13 protein-coding genes are annotated in these 17093 nt (G+C 47.3%); 12 read left to right on the top strand and 1 reads right to left on the bottom strand.

From position 1 onward, the window contains the following. Positions 1–192 precede the first annotated feature (192 nt). From flgK to AAA946_RS11590, 4 genes are all read left to right on the top strand, one after another. The gene (gene flgK, locus AAA946_RS11605) at positions 193–2067 is read left to right on the top strand and encodes a flagellar hook-associated protein FlgK (RefSeq protein WP_338164990.1); all 1875 of its coding nucleotides are present in this window, start codon (positions 193–195) and stop codon (positions 2065–2067) included. A 13-nt stretch (positions 2068–2080) separates the two neighbouring features. Next, complete coding sequence (gene flgL / locus AAA946_RS11600) at positions 2081–3274, top strand: flagellar hook-associated protein FlgL (protein WP_338164989.1); 1194 nt, start codon at positions 2081–2083, stop codon at positions 3272–3274. Between the two features lie 428 nt (positions 3275–3702). Next, positions 3703–4839 carry a flagellin gene (locus tag AAA946_RS11595; protein ID WP_338164988.1) on the top strand — a complete coding sequence of 379 codons (1137 nt, stop codon included), beginning with the start codon at positions 3703–3705 and terminating at the stop codon, positions 4837–4839. A gap of 548 nt (positions 4840–5387) precedes the next feature. Then, positions 5388–6521: a flagellin gene (locus AAA946_RS11590; protein WP_338164987.1), complete on the top strand. Its 1134-nt coding sequence runs from the start codon at positions 5388–5390 to the stop codon at positions 6519–6521. A 50-nt stretch (positions 6522–6571) separates the two neighbouring features. Here the strand turns inward: AAA946_RS11590 and AAA946_RS11585 are convergent, their stop codons facing one another. Further along, on the bottom strand, positions 6572–7897 hold the full coding sequence (locus tag AAA946_RS11585) for an IS4 family transposase (protein ID WP_338164986.1): 1326 nt from the start codon (positions 7895–7897) through the stop codon (positions 6572–6574). 350 nt (positions 7898–8247) lie between these two features. Here AAA946_RS11585 and AAA946_RS11580 point away from each other — a divergent pair, with 350 nt between their 5' ends. The 8 genes from AAA946_RS11580 to AAA946_RS11545 all read left to right on the top strand — a co-directional run bounded on the left by AAA946_RS11580 (position 8248) and on the right by AAA946_RS11545 (position 17087). Continuing rightward, a complete protein-coding gene (locus AAA946_RS11580) occupies positions 8248–9378 on the top strand; it encodes a flagellin (protein WP_338164985.1) in 1131 nt (376 codons plus the stop codon). Between the two features lie 136 nt (positions 9379–9514). Continuing rightward, positions 9515–9964: a flagellar protein FlaG gene (locus AAA946_RS11575; protein ID WP_338164984.1), complete on the top strand. Its 450-nt coding sequence runs from the start codon at positions 9515–9517 to the stop codon at positions 9962–9964. A gap of 54 nt (positions 9965–10018) precedes the next feature. Beyond that, a complete protein-coding gene (gene fliD, locus AAA946_RS11570) occupies positions 10019–11992 on the top strand; it encodes a flagellar filament capping protein FliD (RefSeq protein ID WP_338164983.1) in 1974 nt (657 codons plus the stop codon). A 25-nt stretch (positions 11993–12017) separates the two neighbouring features. Beyond that, positions 12018–12320, top strand: coding sequence for a flagellar protein FliT (locus tag AAA946_RS11565; RefSeq protein WP_112461803.1), 303 nt, complete (start codon positions 12018–12020; stop codon positions 12318–12320). Positions 12321–12330: 10 nt separating this feature from the next. Beyond that, positions 12331–12741: a flagellar export chaperone FliS gene (gene fliS / locus AAA946_RS11560; RefSeq protein WP_338164982.1), complete on the top strand. Its 411-nt coding sequence runs from the start codon at positions 12331–12333 to the stop codon at positions 12739–12741. A gap of 210 nt (positions 12742–12951) precedes the next feature. After that, entirely contained in the window at positions 12952–14415 is a 1464-nt protein-coding gene (locus AAA946_RS11555) for a sigma-54 dependent transcriptional regulator (protein WP_338164981.1), read from the top strand. Between the two features lie 186 nt (positions 14416–14601). Further along, the gene (locus AAA946_RS11550) at positions 14602–15672 is read left to right on the top strand and encodes a sensor histidine kinase (protein WP_338165829.1); all 1071 of its coding nucleotides are present in this window, start codon (positions 14602–14604) and stop codon (positions 15670–15672) included. Continuing rightward, complete coding sequence (locus tag AAA946_RS11545; RefSeq protein ID WP_338164980.1) at positions 15672–17087, top strand: sigma-54-dependent transcriptional regulator; 1416 nt, start codon at positions 15672–15674, stop codon at positions 17085–17087. The genes AAA946_RS11550 and AAA946_RS11545 overlap by 1 nt, the downstream gene beginning before the upstream one ends. Positions 17088–17093 lie beyond the last annotated feature (6 nt).

Genomic DNA, 17093 nt, shown 5'->3' with positions numbered 1-17093 from the left:
ATCATCGCTCGGCTCACAGGCCGAGCGATGTCGTTTCTAGCATAAAAAACGACAGAGTGCTGGTCGTTTTTTGTCCATAAAAACATCTACTTCCGACTATTTCTACCAACTGGCATACATGTTGCATTTTAACTGTCAACGACGGGCAAATCATGACGATTATTGCCCGATATTGAGGTTTTTGGGGGCGATATGGCGTCAGATCTTCTGAACTTAGGTACACAAAGTGTACTCACAGCTCAGAGACAGTTAACTACGACTGGTCATAACATTTCTAATGCAAATACAGAAGGTTACAGCCGTCAATCTGTGGTTCAGGGTACCAGTGATCCTAGGCAGTTTGGTGGGCAAACCTACGGTATGGGTGTGCATGTGGAAAATGTTCGCCGCTCTTGGGATCAGTTTGCCGTCAAAGAGCTCAATATGGCCACTACTCAGATGAATTTCCGCAATGAAAGCTTGTCGAACATCGACTTGTTGTCGAGCATGCTGTCATCGGTGGCGTCGAAAAAAATCCCTGAAAACCTTAATGATTGGTTTGACTCAGTTAAAACGCTCGCTGATACGCCGAATGATGTAGGTGCACGAAAGGTGGTGCTGGAGAAATCTGAGCTGATACGTCAAACCATGAATAACTTCCACGAGTCTATTCGACAGCAAGCAGATACGGCAAATAAGAAGCTCGATATGAGTATTGAGCGCGTCAATCAGCTGGCATTAGAAATCAGAGATGTTCATCGGTTGATGACCAAAATGCCAGGACCACATATTGACCTCATGGATAAGCATGAGATGTTAGTCAAGGAGCTGTCAGAATATACCAAGGTGACAGTGACCCCAAGAGCTGAGTCAGAAGGATTTAACGTCCACATTGGTAATGGTCATACCCTCGTTTCTGGAACTGAGGCCAGTCAGTTGAAGATGATCGACGGTCACCCCGACGTTCACCAACGGCGCTTGGCGATGATAGAAGGTAAAGGTATTAAAGCCATCAAGCCCGATGATATTGGCGGAAAAATTGAAGGGATGCTGAACTTTAGGGACAAAGATGTACCTTATTTGATGGACGAGTTGGGAAGATTGTCGACGGTATTTTCTCATCAAGTGAATAAGCTACAAAGGCAAGGTATTGATCTGAATGGTCGTATCGGTCGGGATATCTTCGTTGATCCTAACAGTGACCGCATTGCCAAATCTCGAGTTGTGACTTCAAAAGACTCTGAAGCTGATATTGCTGTGTATATTGCTAACACAGAACAGTTGAAGGGGGGGGAATATGCGGTTCGTTATGACGGTAACAACTATATCGTAACCAAACCAACGGGCGAAACAGTGCAGGTTGAAGAGAAGGATTCAGGTTTTTATCTAGACGGCTTTTTCGTGGCGATCAATGAGGAACCAGAGACTGGCGAACGATTTCTAATTCGGCCGACTCGTCATGGTGCTGCACAACTCGAGATGCAAACCACCGATCCAAGTCGAATTACCGCTCAGAGCTTTGAAGCTTCGACAACTCAGGCCCTAGGTACGGCGAGTTTTAAACTTCTTGCGGCGGGTGAGTTACGTGAGTTTGAAGTGATCGTTTCACCAACGGGTGAGGAATTCGCAGTCACGGATACAAAAGGCAATGTCGTTCTTGAACCTCAGTGCTATCCCCCTGAGGAGCCTGTCACCGTGATGGGGACGACCTTTGAACTGTCCGCCGGTGCTTTGCCGAATGATAAGTTTACCGCTAACCTGACCGTTTCGGTGGGTGATAACGGGAACTTGCGCAAGATGCTTAACATTCAAACCGATAAGTCCGTCAATGGTGGCGACTCTACAATCGTTGATATCTACCATAACTTGAATACTGATGTCGGTTTACAGGCCTCTACAGCGGCGAGATTACAAGAGGTCGCTAACCTTGAGCACGAATCTGCTAAAAGTCGGGTTGCGTCCATCTCTGGGGTCAATCTCGATGAAGAAGCGGCCAATATGATGAAGTTTCAGCAGGCGTATATGGCCTCATCTCGCGTGATGCAGGCGGCCAATGAAACCTTCGATACCATTTTGGCATTGCGATAGGAGGTGATGGAACATGATGAATCGCATTTCTAGTTTTCATAACTATCAAACTGTTCAGAATGACCTGCGTCGTCAGGAAAACAAAATTCACCATAACCAAGCGCAACTTGCGTCGGGCAAACAGCTACAGAAGCCAGCGGACGATCCGCTCGCGGTTCACTATTTGCAAAAAGTGGGTCAGCAGTCTAGGCAGTTGGAGCAGTATAACGATGCCATCGTGCTGACGAGAAATAGACTGGAGAATCAAGAAGTCATGATCAGAGAAACGGAACAGTTCTCTGATAAAGCAAAGCGATTGACCATGGAGTCGATCAATGGTGCCTTATCTGCCCAAGATAGAGAGGCCAAAGCGCGTGAAATAGAAGAGCTTGCGAGGAACTTCATTGCCTTGGCGAACAGCCAAGATGAATCGGGAAACTACGTGTTCGCGGGCACCAAGCCGAAATTCCAGCCATTTCTTCGCGATAACAACGGTGATGTTCGCTATGTAGGAGATGACTATCAGCGAAAAATGCGTATCTCTAACAGTATGGAGATCATCACCAGCGACCCAGGTAGTAAGTTGTTTATGGAAATAGAGAACCCATTCGGTGACTATCAGCCAGACTACTCGCTAACCAATAAATCAGAGCTCCTTCTCAATCGAGCTGAGAACGAAGACTCCAGAGACGACGGTACATATAAGGTGACCTTTGTTGACATGGGGCAGAATAACTTTGCGTATCAGTTGGAGCGTAATGGAAAGGTTGTTCAAGTCGAAGACTATGAGCCGACCACTGGCATTGTCTACAAAGATCTCACTGTTACAGTTAAGGGACAGATCAGTGCTGGCGACAGTATTGAACTCACACCAAAAAAACAATTTAGTGTGCTTGATACGTTTAATCAAACGATTAAGTGGTTAGACAACGATGTTTCCGATGCGTCGGCAACCGCTAAGCTGCACCAGTTTACGGAAGAATTCCATCAAGCGTTCTTGCATTTGACAAAAGCCAGAACGGATATCGGTGCAAGGTTGAATACGCTGGACATACAAGAATCACAAAATGAAGACTACAAGCTCGCTTTAGCAAGATCGAAAAGCCACTTTGAGGATCTTGATTACTCCAAAGCGGTGATTGAATTTGAAGAAAATACGAGAGCGCTGCAAGCATCACAGCAAGCGTTTGGTAAGACCAAAGATTTGACTTTGTTTAACTATCTATAATTCAGCGCGTTGTGTTCTCGGTTGCCCTATGTGCCAAGCCTTAGGAGCAGGAACGCAAACGAGTAAATGAGATGTTGTGTGAAGTCGCAGAGTAGAGAGCGGCAAAGCAGTGTCCTGCTAGTTTGCCACTTCAATCAATAGGTTGTCTGTCGGTTATTTGCTGGGTGAATTGAGTGCGTCTAAATTATTGATTGTTAATAATTAAAATAAAATTCGATTCGTATTTTAAAACTTGGCACGTGATTTGTATTAACTAAGTTGAACCACTGTGCTTTGCCGTTTTGGCAGGGCTCAGGCAGTGAATTTGAACAGATACTCCATCTGATACGGGGTATCAGGTGGATGTAGACGGTCAGTCGTTGCCAACGGCTATCTGGCCGCGTCGCAATCCAACTTGAAGCGCTTGCGAACTCATTTAGGAGAGCAAAATGGCAATTACAGTAAGTACTAACGTTTCTGCGATGACCGCACAGCGTTATCTCAATAAGTCCTCGAATGACTTAAATACGTCGATGGAACGTTTGTCATCAGGCCATAAAATTAACAGTGCCAAAGACGATGCAGCAGGTTTGCAAATTTCTAATCGCCTAACCGCGCAGTCTCGTGGTTTGGATGTGGCAATGCGAAACGCTAACGACGGTATCTCGATTGCACAAACCGCAGAAGGGGCGATGAATGAGTCGACCAATATCCTGCAGCGTATGCGTGATCTGGCGATTCAATCGTCAAATGGCACTAACTCGCCATCAGAGCGTCAAGCTATTAATGAAGAGTCGATGGCATTGCAAGCGGAATTAAACCGTATTGCAGAGACCACATCGTTTGGTGGCCGTCGCTTGCTTAACGGCTCGTTTGGTGATGCCTCATTCCAAATCGGTGCCAACTCTGGTGAAGCGATGATCATGGGGCTGACCAGCATCCGCGCTGATGATTTCCGTATGGGCGGTACCACGTTTACTGCAGCAAATGCGAAAGATTCAAGCTGGTCGGTAGACCCTAACGCTGCCGACTTAAAATTCGAGTTCACCACAAAAGCAGGTGAAGCGGTAACGGTAGACATTGCTGCGAAAACGGGCGATGACATCGAGCAACTAGCGACTTACATCAATGGTCAATCTGACTTGGTGAATGCATCGGTTGGTGATAACGGTGAGCTGCAAATCTTTATTGCTGAGCCGGACCTAGAGGGAGATGTAACTATCTCTGGTGGTCTTGCGACAGATTTAGATCTGACCAACACTGGGGTGCAAACCACAGTACAAGATATCGATATGACCACGGTAGCGGGCTCACAAAACGCTATCTCGGTACTCGATTCAGCCCTCAAGTATGTCGACGCGCAGCGTGCAGACCTAGGTGCCAAGCAAAACCGTCTGAGCCACAGTATTAATAACTTGGCGAACATCCAAGAAAACGTTGAAGCGTCGAACAGCCGCATCAAGGATACGGATTTCGCTAAAGAGACCACCGCTATGACTAAGAACCAGATCCTGCAACAAGCAGGTACCTCGATTCTTGCTCAAGCGAAACAGTTGCCTAACTCTGCGATGTCACTACTACAATAGTAAGACGTCCAGATAAAGCAGAGGATACCTAGCCAGACGTGGCGTAATTATCTTATTGCTTGGCAAGCATACCTTGTGAAAGTGTTGGGGCTCTCTCTCTCTCAACCTGCCCTGATACGGCCATGAGGTATGTCGGAACGCCGGATTGTGTTCATTTCTCTTGATCTCCACACAGGCCATGGCTTCCATCCAGCCCCAGTTCTCTCAAAGGAATAGGGGCTTTTTCTTTTTTGGGCTCTAGGAAACTGTTCATTCTATTAACCCCTTGTAACCTTATCCCCCCAACCCCTGATATTCCGTACTTTCCGAGCTAATTTCCAAGCAAAAATCTGACTGTTTCGGCCGCCGATTACAGATCTTTAGGGCTTTTTTGGCAAATTGTTGCCGTTTGCTCATTTCCTAATCAAACGGATGTTTTATCTAAATTTTTTCCGTTTTTTCCTAAAGGTTTTTTTCGCCGTGTCGTTAAAAGATTAACTTTGAGAGAACTACTTGGTTTTCCGAGACGTCGGAAACCGCTACACCGGAAAATCAATTGGAGAAACAACATGGCAGTGAATGTAAATACAAACGTATCAGCGATGACAGCGCAGCGTTACCTAAATAACGCAAACCAAGCTCAACAAGCTTCAATGGAGCGTTTGTCTTCTGGCCACAAAATCAACAGTGCTAAAGATGACGCAGCGGGTCTACAAATCTCTAACCGTTTGAACGTACAAAGCCGTGGTCTTGATGTTGCTGTACGTAACGCTAACGATGGTATCTCTATCGCACAAACTGCTGAAGGTGCGATGAACGAGACCACTAACATCCTGCAACGTATGCGTGATCTATCACTTCAATCGGCAAACGGCTCTAACTCAAAAGCTGAGCGTGTTGCGATTCAAGAAGAAGTGACGGCACTGAACGACGAACTAAACCGTATTGCAGAAACCACGTCTTTTGGTGGTAACAAGCTACTTAACGGCACACACGGTACTAAGTCATTCCAAATCGGTGCTGACAACGGTGAAGCGGTGATGCTGAGCCTACGTGACATGCGCTCTGACAACGCACAAATGGGCGGCACTAGCTACCAAGCTGCGAACGCGAAAGACAAAGACTGGAGCGTAGCGGCAGGTGCTAACGACCTAACGATTGACCTAACAGACAGCTTTGGCGACTCACAAACTATCACCATCAATGCGAAAGAGGGTGATGATATTGAGCAGCTAGCGACGTACATCAACGGTCAAACTGACATGGTAAAAGCGTCTGTAGACCAAGACGGTAAGCTACAAGTATTTGCTGGTAACAACAAAGTTGACGGCACTGTGGCTTTCTCTGGCGGCCTAGCAAGTGACCTAGACATGCAAGCAGGTCAAGCGGTAACGGTTGATACGATTGACGTAACATCTGTTGGTGGCGCTCAAGAATCAGTTGCTATCCTAGACTCAGCACTAAAATACGTGGACAGCCACCGTGCAGAGCTTGGTGCATTCCAAAACCGTTTCAACCACGCAATCAACAACTTGGATAACATCAACGAGAACGTGAACGCGTCGAAGAGCCGTATCAAAGATACTGACTTCGCGAAAGAAACGACGGCGATGACTAAGAACCAAATCCTATCGCAAGCATCAAGCTCAATCTTGGCGCAAGCGAAACAGGCGCCAAACGCGGCACTAAGCCTACTGGGTTAATCAAAATACCCAACCAGCTATACAAACCAGAGCCTAGGCTCTAATGCCGTTCACTTAAGGTGAGCGGCATTGTTTTTTCTCGGGTATCGGCTTGGCTTTTTCTTCACTACCCTTGGGAAGGATCTTTCCCGCCTAGGCTCAAGTATTAGGCTCTCGCTCATTGAGTAGAAGTTTTGGAGTTGCCTCGGTATTGCTCCTGGTGACGAGTATGGAAGCCCCACTATCAGGCGCATGATGTGAGCTAATGCTCCATTGAAGCTAAGTTGGTATGGTAAGTAGTCGCCATTCAATGTGTTACACATCTGAACCATTTGATACCTGACTAAGTTGTATGTCAGTAATATCCCCCAGAGTTCTTGTTTAACGAGCTCTGGGAGTCGGCTGCGCAGCGTAAGGCGATTCCCTAGCATATATTGTTTTTGCTCCCTGTAGCCGAGTTCAATTTCCCAACGATACCCATATAAACCTACAATATCTGCTTTTGGATAAAGCATAGGGTCAAGCATTGAAGTGAGAACATCGTATTGCTTGCCGTCTTTGACTCTCGTGATTAAACGTACAACAACCTCTTGTCCTAACTTCGGCCATTTCTTACGCGCTTGCGGATTGCTCTTCAGCTTTATTAGTTTGTCTTGTCGGCCAAGAGACTGAACGACCTCATAATTTAGACCTTTCTTCATCGGGATAAGCCAATGTCGATTGAGCCCCTGTGAGCTCCATGCATCCAGTAAACCAAGAGAGTAAAAGCCTTTATCGAAGAGCGTTAAGCTATTATCAGGCGTTGTTTCTATGAGTTGTTCTGCTAACTTCATTTCATTGACGCTATAACAGTCAAAGGCACTGCCTGTGATTAAATGACTGCTTAATTCCATCTGACATACCATGCGAACCTGTGGATACTGCGTTTCTATACCGTCTCGATTGGTGGGCTTGGCAAAAGCGCTAGCGTTATCTTCCGTGTCTTCAGTGCGCCACAAGACCCCGTCGACACCTAACAACGTAAGCCCATTCCAATTTGGAAGGTTAGCGTGTGCGAACCAATGGCTTTGAGTACACTCAAAAAGAGCTTTAGCGGCAGATTCACCGAGACTTTTTCTGCGCTGTGTTAGTGCGCTTGGAGCAACAAACGGCTTACCCGAACGGTCAACAATGTCGAGCATATTTACGATATCAGCCATAGACTTGTCGTTATAGATAGCCATTCCAACTAACAGCCATGCCATCGATTCCAAAGTCAGTTTTCGTTTTCTAAGGGTGACAGTATCTGTCAGTTCATAGGCTTCTTTGATGAGTTCAATAGGTAAGAGGTCTGCGAGAGTTTCAACTTGATTTGGTTTGTAGTTGTTGATGATGTCGAGGGCTTGAGAAACGTGCATAAAAAAATCCGATAAACAGGGTCTATCGGATTTTTACACACTGGTGGGATCATTCAATTGATCTGCCGATTAATGTTTAACTGATCGGCATTAGAGCCTAGGCTCTGGTTTTTTTTTGCCGTTTTGATGCTCCCAAGTTCAGCTCTTTCTTACTTACGATACGCTCTGCCAATTACGATCAAGCTCACATTTATTCAATCAATTGAATTTACGACAAAAAAATCGCATTTTTTTTCTAAAGCTTCTAAATGAATCGCCGTTACAGGGATTGAGAGAAATGAAATCAGATGTGCCAACGTGAGGTGAGAGACACAGAGGCCATCTACCCCTAAATGCCTAAGGAGATCAATATGGCAATTAATGTAAACACTAACGTGTCTGCAATGACCGCCCAGCGCTACCTAAATACCGCTGCGGAAGGTACACAAAAATCAATGGAGCGTTTGTCTTCTGGCTATAAAATCAACAGCGCAAAAGACGACGCTGCGGGTCTACAGATTTCTAACCGTTTGACGTCACAAAGCCGCGGCCTAGACATGGCGGTGAAAAACGCGAACGATGGTATTTCTATCGCGCAAACAGCAGAAGGTGCGATGAATGAGACCACCAACATCCTGCAACGTATGCGTGACCTATCGCTTCAATCGGCTAACGGTTCAAACTCAAAGTCAGAGCGTGTTGCTATTCAAGAAGAAGTGACAGCGCTTAATGACGAACTAAACCGTATCGCAGAAACCACCTCTTTCGGTGGTAACCGTCTTCTTAACGGTACTTACGGCACACAATCTTTCCAAATCGGTGCGGACTCTGGTGAAGCAGTTATGCTTTCTATGGGTAACCTACGTTCTGATACTGCAGAAATGGGTGGTAAGAGCTACGGTTCAACCGTCAGCGCAGACGCAGACTGGGCTGTTGGTGCAGGCGCTAACCTGACCATGTCGTACACCGACAAACAAGGTGAGGCTCAAACTCTAGATATCCAAGCTAAAGAAGGCGACGACATCGAGCAGCTAGCCACGTACATCAATGGTCAAAGTGAAGATGTGAAAGCGTCTGTTGGCGATGATGGCAAACTGCAGCTTTACGCTTCAACGCAAAAAGTAACGGGCGATGTGACGTTTGGTGGTTCTCTAGCTTCTGATCTTAGCATCGGCGCGGGTCAAGATGTGACAGTGAAAGATATCGATGTGACATCGGTAGCTGGCGCTCAAGAAGCCGTTGCAGTGCTTGACGGCGCTCTTAAGAGTGTTGACTCTCAACGTGCTGAACTTGGTGCTTTCCAAAACCGTTTCAACCACGCTATCAACAACCTAAGCAACATCAACGAGAACGTGAATGCGTCTAACAGCCGCATTAAAGACACGGACTACGCAAAAGAGACGACATCTATGACTAAGAATCAAATCTTGCAACAAGCAAGTACCTCGATTCTTGCTCAAGCGAAACAGTCTCCATCGGCAGCACTTAGCCTACTAGGCTAATTGCGTCGTAGACCTTAGGCAGGTTGGTTGGCGGTAACATCCCTTTACCGCCAACTTCCAATTTCAATGCTATTGCTCAACAAGAAGTACCACTGTTGGAGTTGGACAATACAAGGTTAGAACCGGGAGAGCGAGAATGGACATTTCATCCTACGCATCGAACCTTCAGCCTTTTGCCTCATCGAGTGGCACAGAACTTGCTTCAAAAAATACTAAAGATGCCGCCTCGCAACAGGTAACGACCGAGAATAAAGAGAAATCTCAGTCGGTTGACGAGGTCAATAAAACCGAGACGCCGGAGCTGACTAACAAGAAAGCCACCGAAGTCATTCAACGCATTGCCAATGAGCGACAGCAACTTAATGATGCTGAACGCGAGAAAATGGTCGAGCGACTGGATAAGTTTTTGAGCGACATGAATACGGGATTATCGTTTCGTGTCGACGAAGAATCTGGCCGCAACATTTTCACTGTGTATGCCAAGGAAACCGGGGATGTGATCCGCCAGTTTCCGGATGAAGAACTGCTCGACGTTTTACGCCGCATCGAACAGCATGGCTCGTTAACCATAGACATGCTGGTGTAATGCCTGACTCAATCGAGTTCAGGTGGGTATAGATTTGAAGTAGTTTGGTGAATAATGGGCCCGATAGGGATGTCATCTGGCATGGATATCAATTCCATGGTGAGCAAAATCGTCGATGCGGAGCGCATACCAAAGCAGCAACGTATTGATTTTGAACGCGCAAAAATTGATACCAGTATCAGTGCCTATGGACGGCTCCGTGAATCACTCGATACGATGAAAAACCTGATGGCAAATTTTCGTCAGGAAAAAGCGTTTGCCCTGCGCAGCGTAAATAGTACTGAAGAAAATATTGTCACAGCCACAGCGACCACAGATGCGATCGCTGGCAAATATGCTGTCGATGTCTTGCAGCTTGCACAAAGCCACAAAATTGCCTCGGACGTCATCCCTGATGACACGCGATTTGGCCCGGGTAAGCTGCAAATTTCTCTTGGCGACGAGCAGTTCGATTTATCCCTTCGTAAGAATTCCAGACTCACCGACGTGGTGAGAGCCATCAATGGTGCCAGTGATAACCCCGGCGTGAGAGCGTCCATCATCAAAGACCGTAATGGCCCAAGGCTCATTGTTGCTTCTGATCAATCTGGTGCTGAAAAAGCGCTAACGATTGGCGTTGAAGCAGAGCCTGGCAATGACTTGTTTCGTTTTGAGTACAAAACCATAGAGCAGCGTGTGCGCGATCTCGAACAAGCGCAAGCAGAAGCGCTGAGCGTATTAGGTTTGCCACCACAAGACGGTGATGAGGCCAATCAAGCGCAAGCGGTTGGTGAAGGGCAAGAAACTGAGCAATCTGGCGAAGAAACCGTTGATGGCCAAATCGTTGATGGGAAGGCAGTTGAAGACGCGAAAAGTGCCGAGCAAGCCGCGCAAGAAGGCGAAACGAGTCCCGAAAACGCTCAGGAGGCAAATTCTGGCCGCCCTGAAGATACCATTCCTGGCTGGACCGAAACGGCCTCTGGCACTCTAATGGATTCCTACCAAGCTCCAGAGCCTGAGCTTGATGAAAAAGCGCTTGAAAAGTCCAAACAAGTACCGGGTTGGTCGAATACTGCCTCCGGTACCTTAACCGACTCTTATGTCACTCCTGAAGAAGCGCAAGCCAAACTCGAACAAGAGCTCGAAGCTGAGAAAGCAGCCATTGCCAAGGCGGTGGCCGATGGCGAAATGACCGAGGAAGAAGCCAAAAAACTTGAGCGTGAAAAACTGTCGCCAGAAGAGCGTGAACGGTTAGAAAAAGTTGAGGCTATCCAGTCAGAACTTGCTGAAGCTCAGCGTTCGATGCAAATTTACATGGGGATGTCTGAAGTTCAATCGGCGCAAGACTCGGTTGTCCTTCTCGATGGTGTTGCCGAGCTCTCAAGCCACAACAATGTGATAGAAGATGCCATTGAAGGTGTCGATCTTACCTTAAAAGGCACCACTAAGCCTGGCGAACGTGCCGCAGAGATTGGCGTTGAGTACGACAGAGACAGCGTACGTGCTGATATTGAACAGTTCGTCAATGCTTACAACCAGTTCTACCAAGTTTCGCAAGACTTATCCAAGGTTGACCCGACAACAGGGCGAGCAGGACCGCTGGCCGGCGATAGTATCGTGCGCAGTGCCGACTCACGGCTAAAAAGTGTGTTTTCAAGCAGTGTCGAAGGGGCGCCGAAAGATCTTCAGTCACTGACTGAGTTTGGCATTACCACCACACGGGAAGGGCGCCTTGAAATCAACTATCAGATGCTTGATAAACAGCTCAATAACAACTTTGGTAAATTGGGCGACTTTTTCGGTGGCAATAATGGTTTTGCCAAAAAAGTCGAAGATGCGATTCATAGTATGACGGGAATGACGGGCTCGATTCGCACCCGAGAAAAGAGCTTGTCGGAGCAAAACTATCGCCTCAATGATGACCAAGCGTCGCTAGATAGGCGTATGCAAGGTATTGAAAAGCGTACCCAGGACAAGTTTGCAGCGATGCAAGATGCGACGGGTAAGATGCAAGCTCAGCTCGCGGGCATGATGAATGCCTTATCATGATGATTATCCGTACGGAGTTAATTAAATGCTTATTTTCAATGAGTTAAGTGATTTAGATCACCGTTTATTATCTCTGATAGAAAATATCGACCCAGAAACTGAAGAAATTCATCAGTTGGTCGATAAAAGAGAACAGTTAATCAAAACCATTATTGATGTCTGCAAAAGGAATCCGAACCTGCAGCAAAGTGCTCAGTGGCAGCAGGTGGTCGAGTCGACTCGCCATATTGCGCAGCTGATGGAATCAAAAACGGAACAATTGGGACAGTCGTTAAGAAAATACCGACACGGTAAACGTTCCTTACAGCAGTACAAAAAATTTATTTGAGAGGATAGTGATGCGTGGTTCATTGCAAGCATACAAGAAAGTTTCTGTAGACAGTCAGTTAACGGCTGCCTCGCCGCACAAAGTTATCCAAATGCTTATGGGTGGCGCTATCGAAAGGCTAATCCAAGCAAAAGCGGCGATGGAGCAGGGCAACATTCCTGTTAAGGGTGAGCGCATTGGTAAAGCTCTGGACATCATTATCGCCCTTCGTAGCTGTTTATCTATGGATGACGGCGGCGATATCGCGAAAAACTTAGATCAATTGTACGAATTTATGATTGGTCAAATTACCGCGGCAAACCATGAAAATAACCCGCAGCCGATTGATGACGTGATTGAGATCATCCGTGAGATAAAGTCTGCGTGGGATCAAATCCCAGCGAATTATCATAACTTAACTGCTCAAGAAGTAGGTATTTAAGCGGAATAAACCTCTTAAACTGGCAGTGCGTCAGTTGCCTTCTTATATTAATGCCAATAGAATAGACGCCATTCTTAGCCTAATGGCGTTTTTTGTACCTAAACATCTGTTTTATAAAACGCAAGTGGTGTTTATAGAGCCTGTTTATTGCCTCTATTTTAGATGCGTAAAGATGCATAGGTTGACTTATCAAGGCATTATTCCTGACACATGCAAGACTTAGCTAAACTTCTTGTTATTGCTGACGATTCGCAAGTGCGCAATAACCTCCAGACTATCCTAGAGTTTGTGGGTGAGCACTGCGTTGCAATTTCATCGAACGACATCAATCAAATTGATTGGACTCAGACTTGGTCTGGGTGCATCGTCGGTGCACTGCAAAGCGCAACACTATCCAATGCGTTGCTGGCTCAGCTTGCTGTGTCAAATCACATTCCACTTCTTGTCACCAGTGAGTTTACTGGCGCCGTTGAATCACTCACCAGCTTTGTCGGTGAGCTTGAATTCCCGCTTAATTACCCGCAGCTTAGTGATGCTTTGCGTCATTGCCGTGAGTTTTTAGGACGCAAAGGCGTTCAAGTACCATCGGCAACGCGTAAAAACACTCTGTTTCGCAGCCTAGTAGGTCAAAGCTCCGGTATCCAAGAGGTTCGCCATCTGATCGAGCAAGTCTCTGGATCGGAAGCCAATGTATTGATTTTAGGTGAATCTGGTACGGGCAAAGAGGTAGTCGCGCGTAACATTCACTATCATTCCAGCCGTCGTAAAGGCCCGTTTGTACCAGTTAACTGCGGTGCGATCCCCCCAGACCTATTGGAAAGTGAACTGTTTGGCCACGAGAAAGGGGCGTTTACCGGTGCGATAACTGCACGTAAAGGGCGCTTTGAGTTAGCGGAAGGCGGCACGCTGTTTCTTGATGAAATTGGCGATATGCCAATGCCAATGCAAGTGAAACTTTTGCGTGTACTTCAAGAGCGTGTTTTCGAGCGCGTAGGTGGCACGGCAGTGATCAAAGCGAATGTTCGCATTGTCGCGGCAACGCACCGCGATCTCGACAGCATGATTCAGGATACTCAGTTCCGTGAAGATCTCTACTATCGCTTGAATGTATTCCCAATTGAGATGCCATCACTTCGTGAGCGCAAAGAAGACATTCCATTACTACTTCAAGAGCTTCTAGCGCGTATGGAAGCAGAAGGCGGTCAACCAATTTGCTTTGCACCGCGCTCTATTAACTCGCTGATGGAGCACGATTGGCCGGGCAATGTCCGTGAACTTGCTAACCTTGTTGAGCGCATGGTCATCCTGTATCCAAACAGCCTAGTTGATGTAAACCATCTACCGGTGAAGTATCGCTACAGCGATATCCCTGAGTTCCAACCAGAGATGAACACGCTCAAGACCATTGAAGAGCAGGAGCGAGATGCACTGGACAGCATCTTTTCAGATGACTTCTCTTTCGATGATGAACCTGAGTTTGAATCACAGCATGCACCTCAGTCACTGCCACCAGAAGGGGTCAACCTGAAAGAGATGTTGGCAGAGCTTGAAGTGAACATGATTAACCAAGCTCTGGACGCACAAGACGGTATCGTTGCGCGTGCTGCTGATATGCTTGGGATGCGTCGCACGACTTTGGTCGAGAAAATGCGCAAATACACCATTCATCGTTAATCGCGTAGCAAAATTTGACACCGCTCACGCTAGAAAATTGACGACAAATAATTGACGCATTTAAGTGTCTGATAAATAACAAATATAGCCCGGCATGCCTTTTGCATTCTCGGGCTATAGTCTTTTTTGGGCTTACGTATTTCTACGAGCGGTATTAATGGAAGGAAAGCCTCGTACATGAATCAGATGGTCAACGAAACTTCTCAGTCTGAGCCACAATCCAGCTCGCACCTTGACTCTCTAGAGTCGCAAGTCGAGCGTTATCAACAAGTCATTGAAGCGATGCCGGCGGGCGTGATTTTGCTTGATAGCCAAGGGGTAGTGCGTGAAGCGAACCCAGAAGCACATCGTATTCTGGAGATCCCGCTGGTGGGTCAAAAATGGTTTCACCTTATCCAAGTGGTATTTGATCCTAGAGAGGATGACGGGCACGAGGTATCTCTGCGCAATGGCCGCAAAGTACGGTTGGCCATTTCAGCATCCACAACGGGGCAACTGATCCTAATTACCGATTTAACGGAAACTCGCTTATTGCAATCACGAGTCAGTGATTTGCAGCGCCTGTCGTCTTTAGGGCGCATGGTGGCTTCGCTCGCCCACCAGGTTAGAACGCCGCTATCGAGTGCGATGTTATACGCCTCAAACCTAGCCGCGCCGAACCTTCCACAGGCGACGCGCGAACGTTTTCAGGTCAAGCTAGTCGATAGACTGCATGATCTCGAGAAGCAAGTTAACGACATGCTGCTGTTCGCTAAGGGTGGCGACAACAAGGTGATAAAGCCATTTACGATTGGTGATTTGGTCGCCGAATATCAACCTATGGTCGAGACCACGCTTAAAAGTAATCAAATCGACTACTGCTTGGAAGTTGAACAAGAACAGACACCGCTATTAGGCAATGTGAATGCGCTAGCGTCAGCACTGAGTAACTTAGTGCTTAACGCGGTTCAAATTGCAGGCAAGGGCTCTCAGGTCGATGTGTTCTTTAGACCGGTAAATAACGAGCTAAAAATCTCGGTACAAGATAGCGGCCCTGGCGTACCGAAAGAGCTGCAACAAAAAATCATGGAACCATTTTTCACCACACGCTCTCAAGGCACAGGTCTTGGACTTGCTGTAGTGCAAATGGTGTGTCGTGCCCACGAGGGACGATTGGAATTAATATCAGAAGAGGATGATGGTGCTTGTTTTACCATGTGTGTACCACTGGCAGATACACCGTCGAATCAAGAAGTAACGGACAAAGGACATAACTGATGGCTCAGAGCAAAGTATTGATCGTTGAAGATGATGAAGGTCTGCGCGAAGCATTGGTCGACACGCTGGCGCTCGCTGGCTATGAATGGGTTGAAGCGGATTGTGCAGAAGACGCGTTGGTGAAACTAAAAACGCAGCCGGTAGACATCGTGGTGTCTGATGTTCAGATGGCAGGCATGGGTGGTTTAGCGCTCCTTCGTAACATCAAGCAGCACTGGCCGAATCTACCTGTCCTCTTAATGACGGCCTATGCCAACATTGAAGACGCCGTGGCGGCAATGAAAGAAGGGGCTATCGACTATATGGCGAAGCCTTTTGCCCCAGAAGTACTGCTCAACATGGTTAGCCGTTACGCGCCCGTTAAGTCGGACGACAATGGCGACGCAGTGGTTGCGGATGCGAAAAGTATTCAGCTGTTAGCACTCGCGGAAAAAGTAGCCAAAACCGATGCTAGCGTCATGGTGCTTGGCCCAAGTGGCTCGGGTAAAGAAGTGATGTCTCGTTACATTCACAATAAGTCACTGCGTGTGGACGGCCCATTTGTCGCGATCAACTGTGCGGCCATCCCAGATAACATGCTCGAAGCAACGCTGTTTGGTTACGAAAAAGGGGCGTTTACCGGTGCTATTCAGGCTTGCCCAGGTAAGTTTGAACAGGCGCAGGGCGGCACTATCTTGCTCGATGAGATCAGTGAGATGGATCTTAACCTGCAAGCCAAACTGCTGCGTGTTCTGCAAGAGCGTGAAGTAGAGCGTCTTGGTAGCCGCAAAAGTATTGCACTTGATGTTCGCGTTTTGGCGACCAGTAACCGCGATCTCAAGCAGTATGTGCAAGAAGGCAACTTCCGTGAAGACTTGTATTACCGTTTGAATGTATTCCCTATCGCTTGGCCTGCACTGCGTGAGCGTACTGGCGATATCGCTCCGTTGGCTCGTCACCTGACTGAGCGTCACTGTAAGAAATTGGGTATGCCAGTGCCAGAGTTTACTGAGCAAGCGTTAGCGAAACTGCAAAGTTACCCATGGCCGGGTAATGTCCGTGAACTTGATAATGTGGTGCAGCGTGCATTGATTCTCTGTGACCAAAGCCGTGTCTCGGCAGAGCACATTTTGTTAGAGGGTGTAGATTGGCAAGATGCATCAAGCTTGCAAATGGCAGTATCACAACCTACATCTGTGGCTGCGCCGACGGTCGCGCCAGTCGCTGAGGTGGATTCTGAGCTGGCTCGCCCGGTGGCAAGCAGCGAAGGTCTAGGTGGTGAACTGCGAGACCAAGAGTTCGCGATTATTCTCGATACACTTAACGAATGTGAAGGTCGTCGTAAGGAAATGGCGGAAAAGCTCGGCATCAGCCCACGAACCCTGCGTTACAAGCTCGCAAAAATGCGTGATGCAGGAATTGAGATCCCTAGCTAATCGTCA

This window comes from Vibrio sp. 10N, assembly GCF_036245475.1.
In the GTDB taxonomy this organism is placed as follows: Bacteria; Pseudomonadota; Gammaproteobacteria; order Enterobacterales; family Vibrionaceae; genus Vibrio.
Note: the sequence above shows the minus strand (reverse complement) of the source record. Positions and strands in the feature narration are given on the sequence as shown.

Bases quoted from the DNA above. Each gene is read 5' to 3' on its own strand.
- AAA946_RS11595 (WP_338164988.1), top strand. From the start codon at position 3,703: ATGGCAATTACAGTAAGTACTAACGTTTCTGCGATGACCGCACAGCGT.
- fliD (WP_338164983.1), top strand. From the start codon at position 10,019: ATGGGCCCGATAGGGATGTCATCTGGCATGGATATCAATTCCATGGTG.
- AAA946_RS11565 (WP_112461803.1), top strand. From the start codon at position 12,018: ATGCTTATTTTCAATGAGTTAAGTGATTTAGATCACCGTTTATTATCT.
- AAA946_RS11580 (WP_338164985.1), top strand. From the start codon at position 8,248: ATGGCAATTAATGTAAACACTAACGTGTCTGCAATGACCGCCCAGCGC.
- AAA946_RS11590 (WP_338164987.1), top strand. From the start codon at position 5,388: ATGGCAGTGAATGTAAATACAAACGTATCAGCGATGACAGCGCAGCGT.
- fliS (WP_338164982.1), top strand. From the start codon at position 12,331: ATGCGTGGTTCATTGCAAGCATACAAGAAAGTTTCTGTAGACAGTCAG.
- flgL (WP_338164989.1), top strand. From the start codon at position 2,081: ATGATGAATCGCATTTCTAGTTTTCATAACTATCAAACTGTTCAGAAT.
- AAA946_RS11545 (WP_338164980.1), top strand. From the start codon at position 15,672: ATGGCTCAGAGCAAAGTATTGATCGTTGAAGATGATGAAGGTCTGCGC.
- flgK (WP_338164990.1), top strand. From the start codon at position 193: ATGGCGTCAGATCTTCTGAACTTAGGTACACAAAGTGTACTCACAGCT.
- AAA946_RS11575 (WP_338164984.1), top strand. From the start codon at position 9,515: ATGGACATTTCATCCTACGCATCGAACCTTCAGCCTTTTGCCTCATCG.
- AAA946_RS11585 (WP_338164986.1), bottom strand. From the start codon at position 7,897: ATGCACGTTTCTCAAGCCCTCGACATCATCAACAACTACAAACCAAAT.
- AAA946_RS11555 (WP_338164981.1), top strand. From the start codon at position 12,952: ATGCAAGACTTAGCTAAACTTCTTGTTATTGCTGACGATTCGCAAGTG.
- AAA946_RS11550 (WP_338165829.1), top strand. From the start codon at position 14,602: ATGGTCAACGAAACTTCTCAGTCTGAGCCACAATCCAGCTCGCACCTT.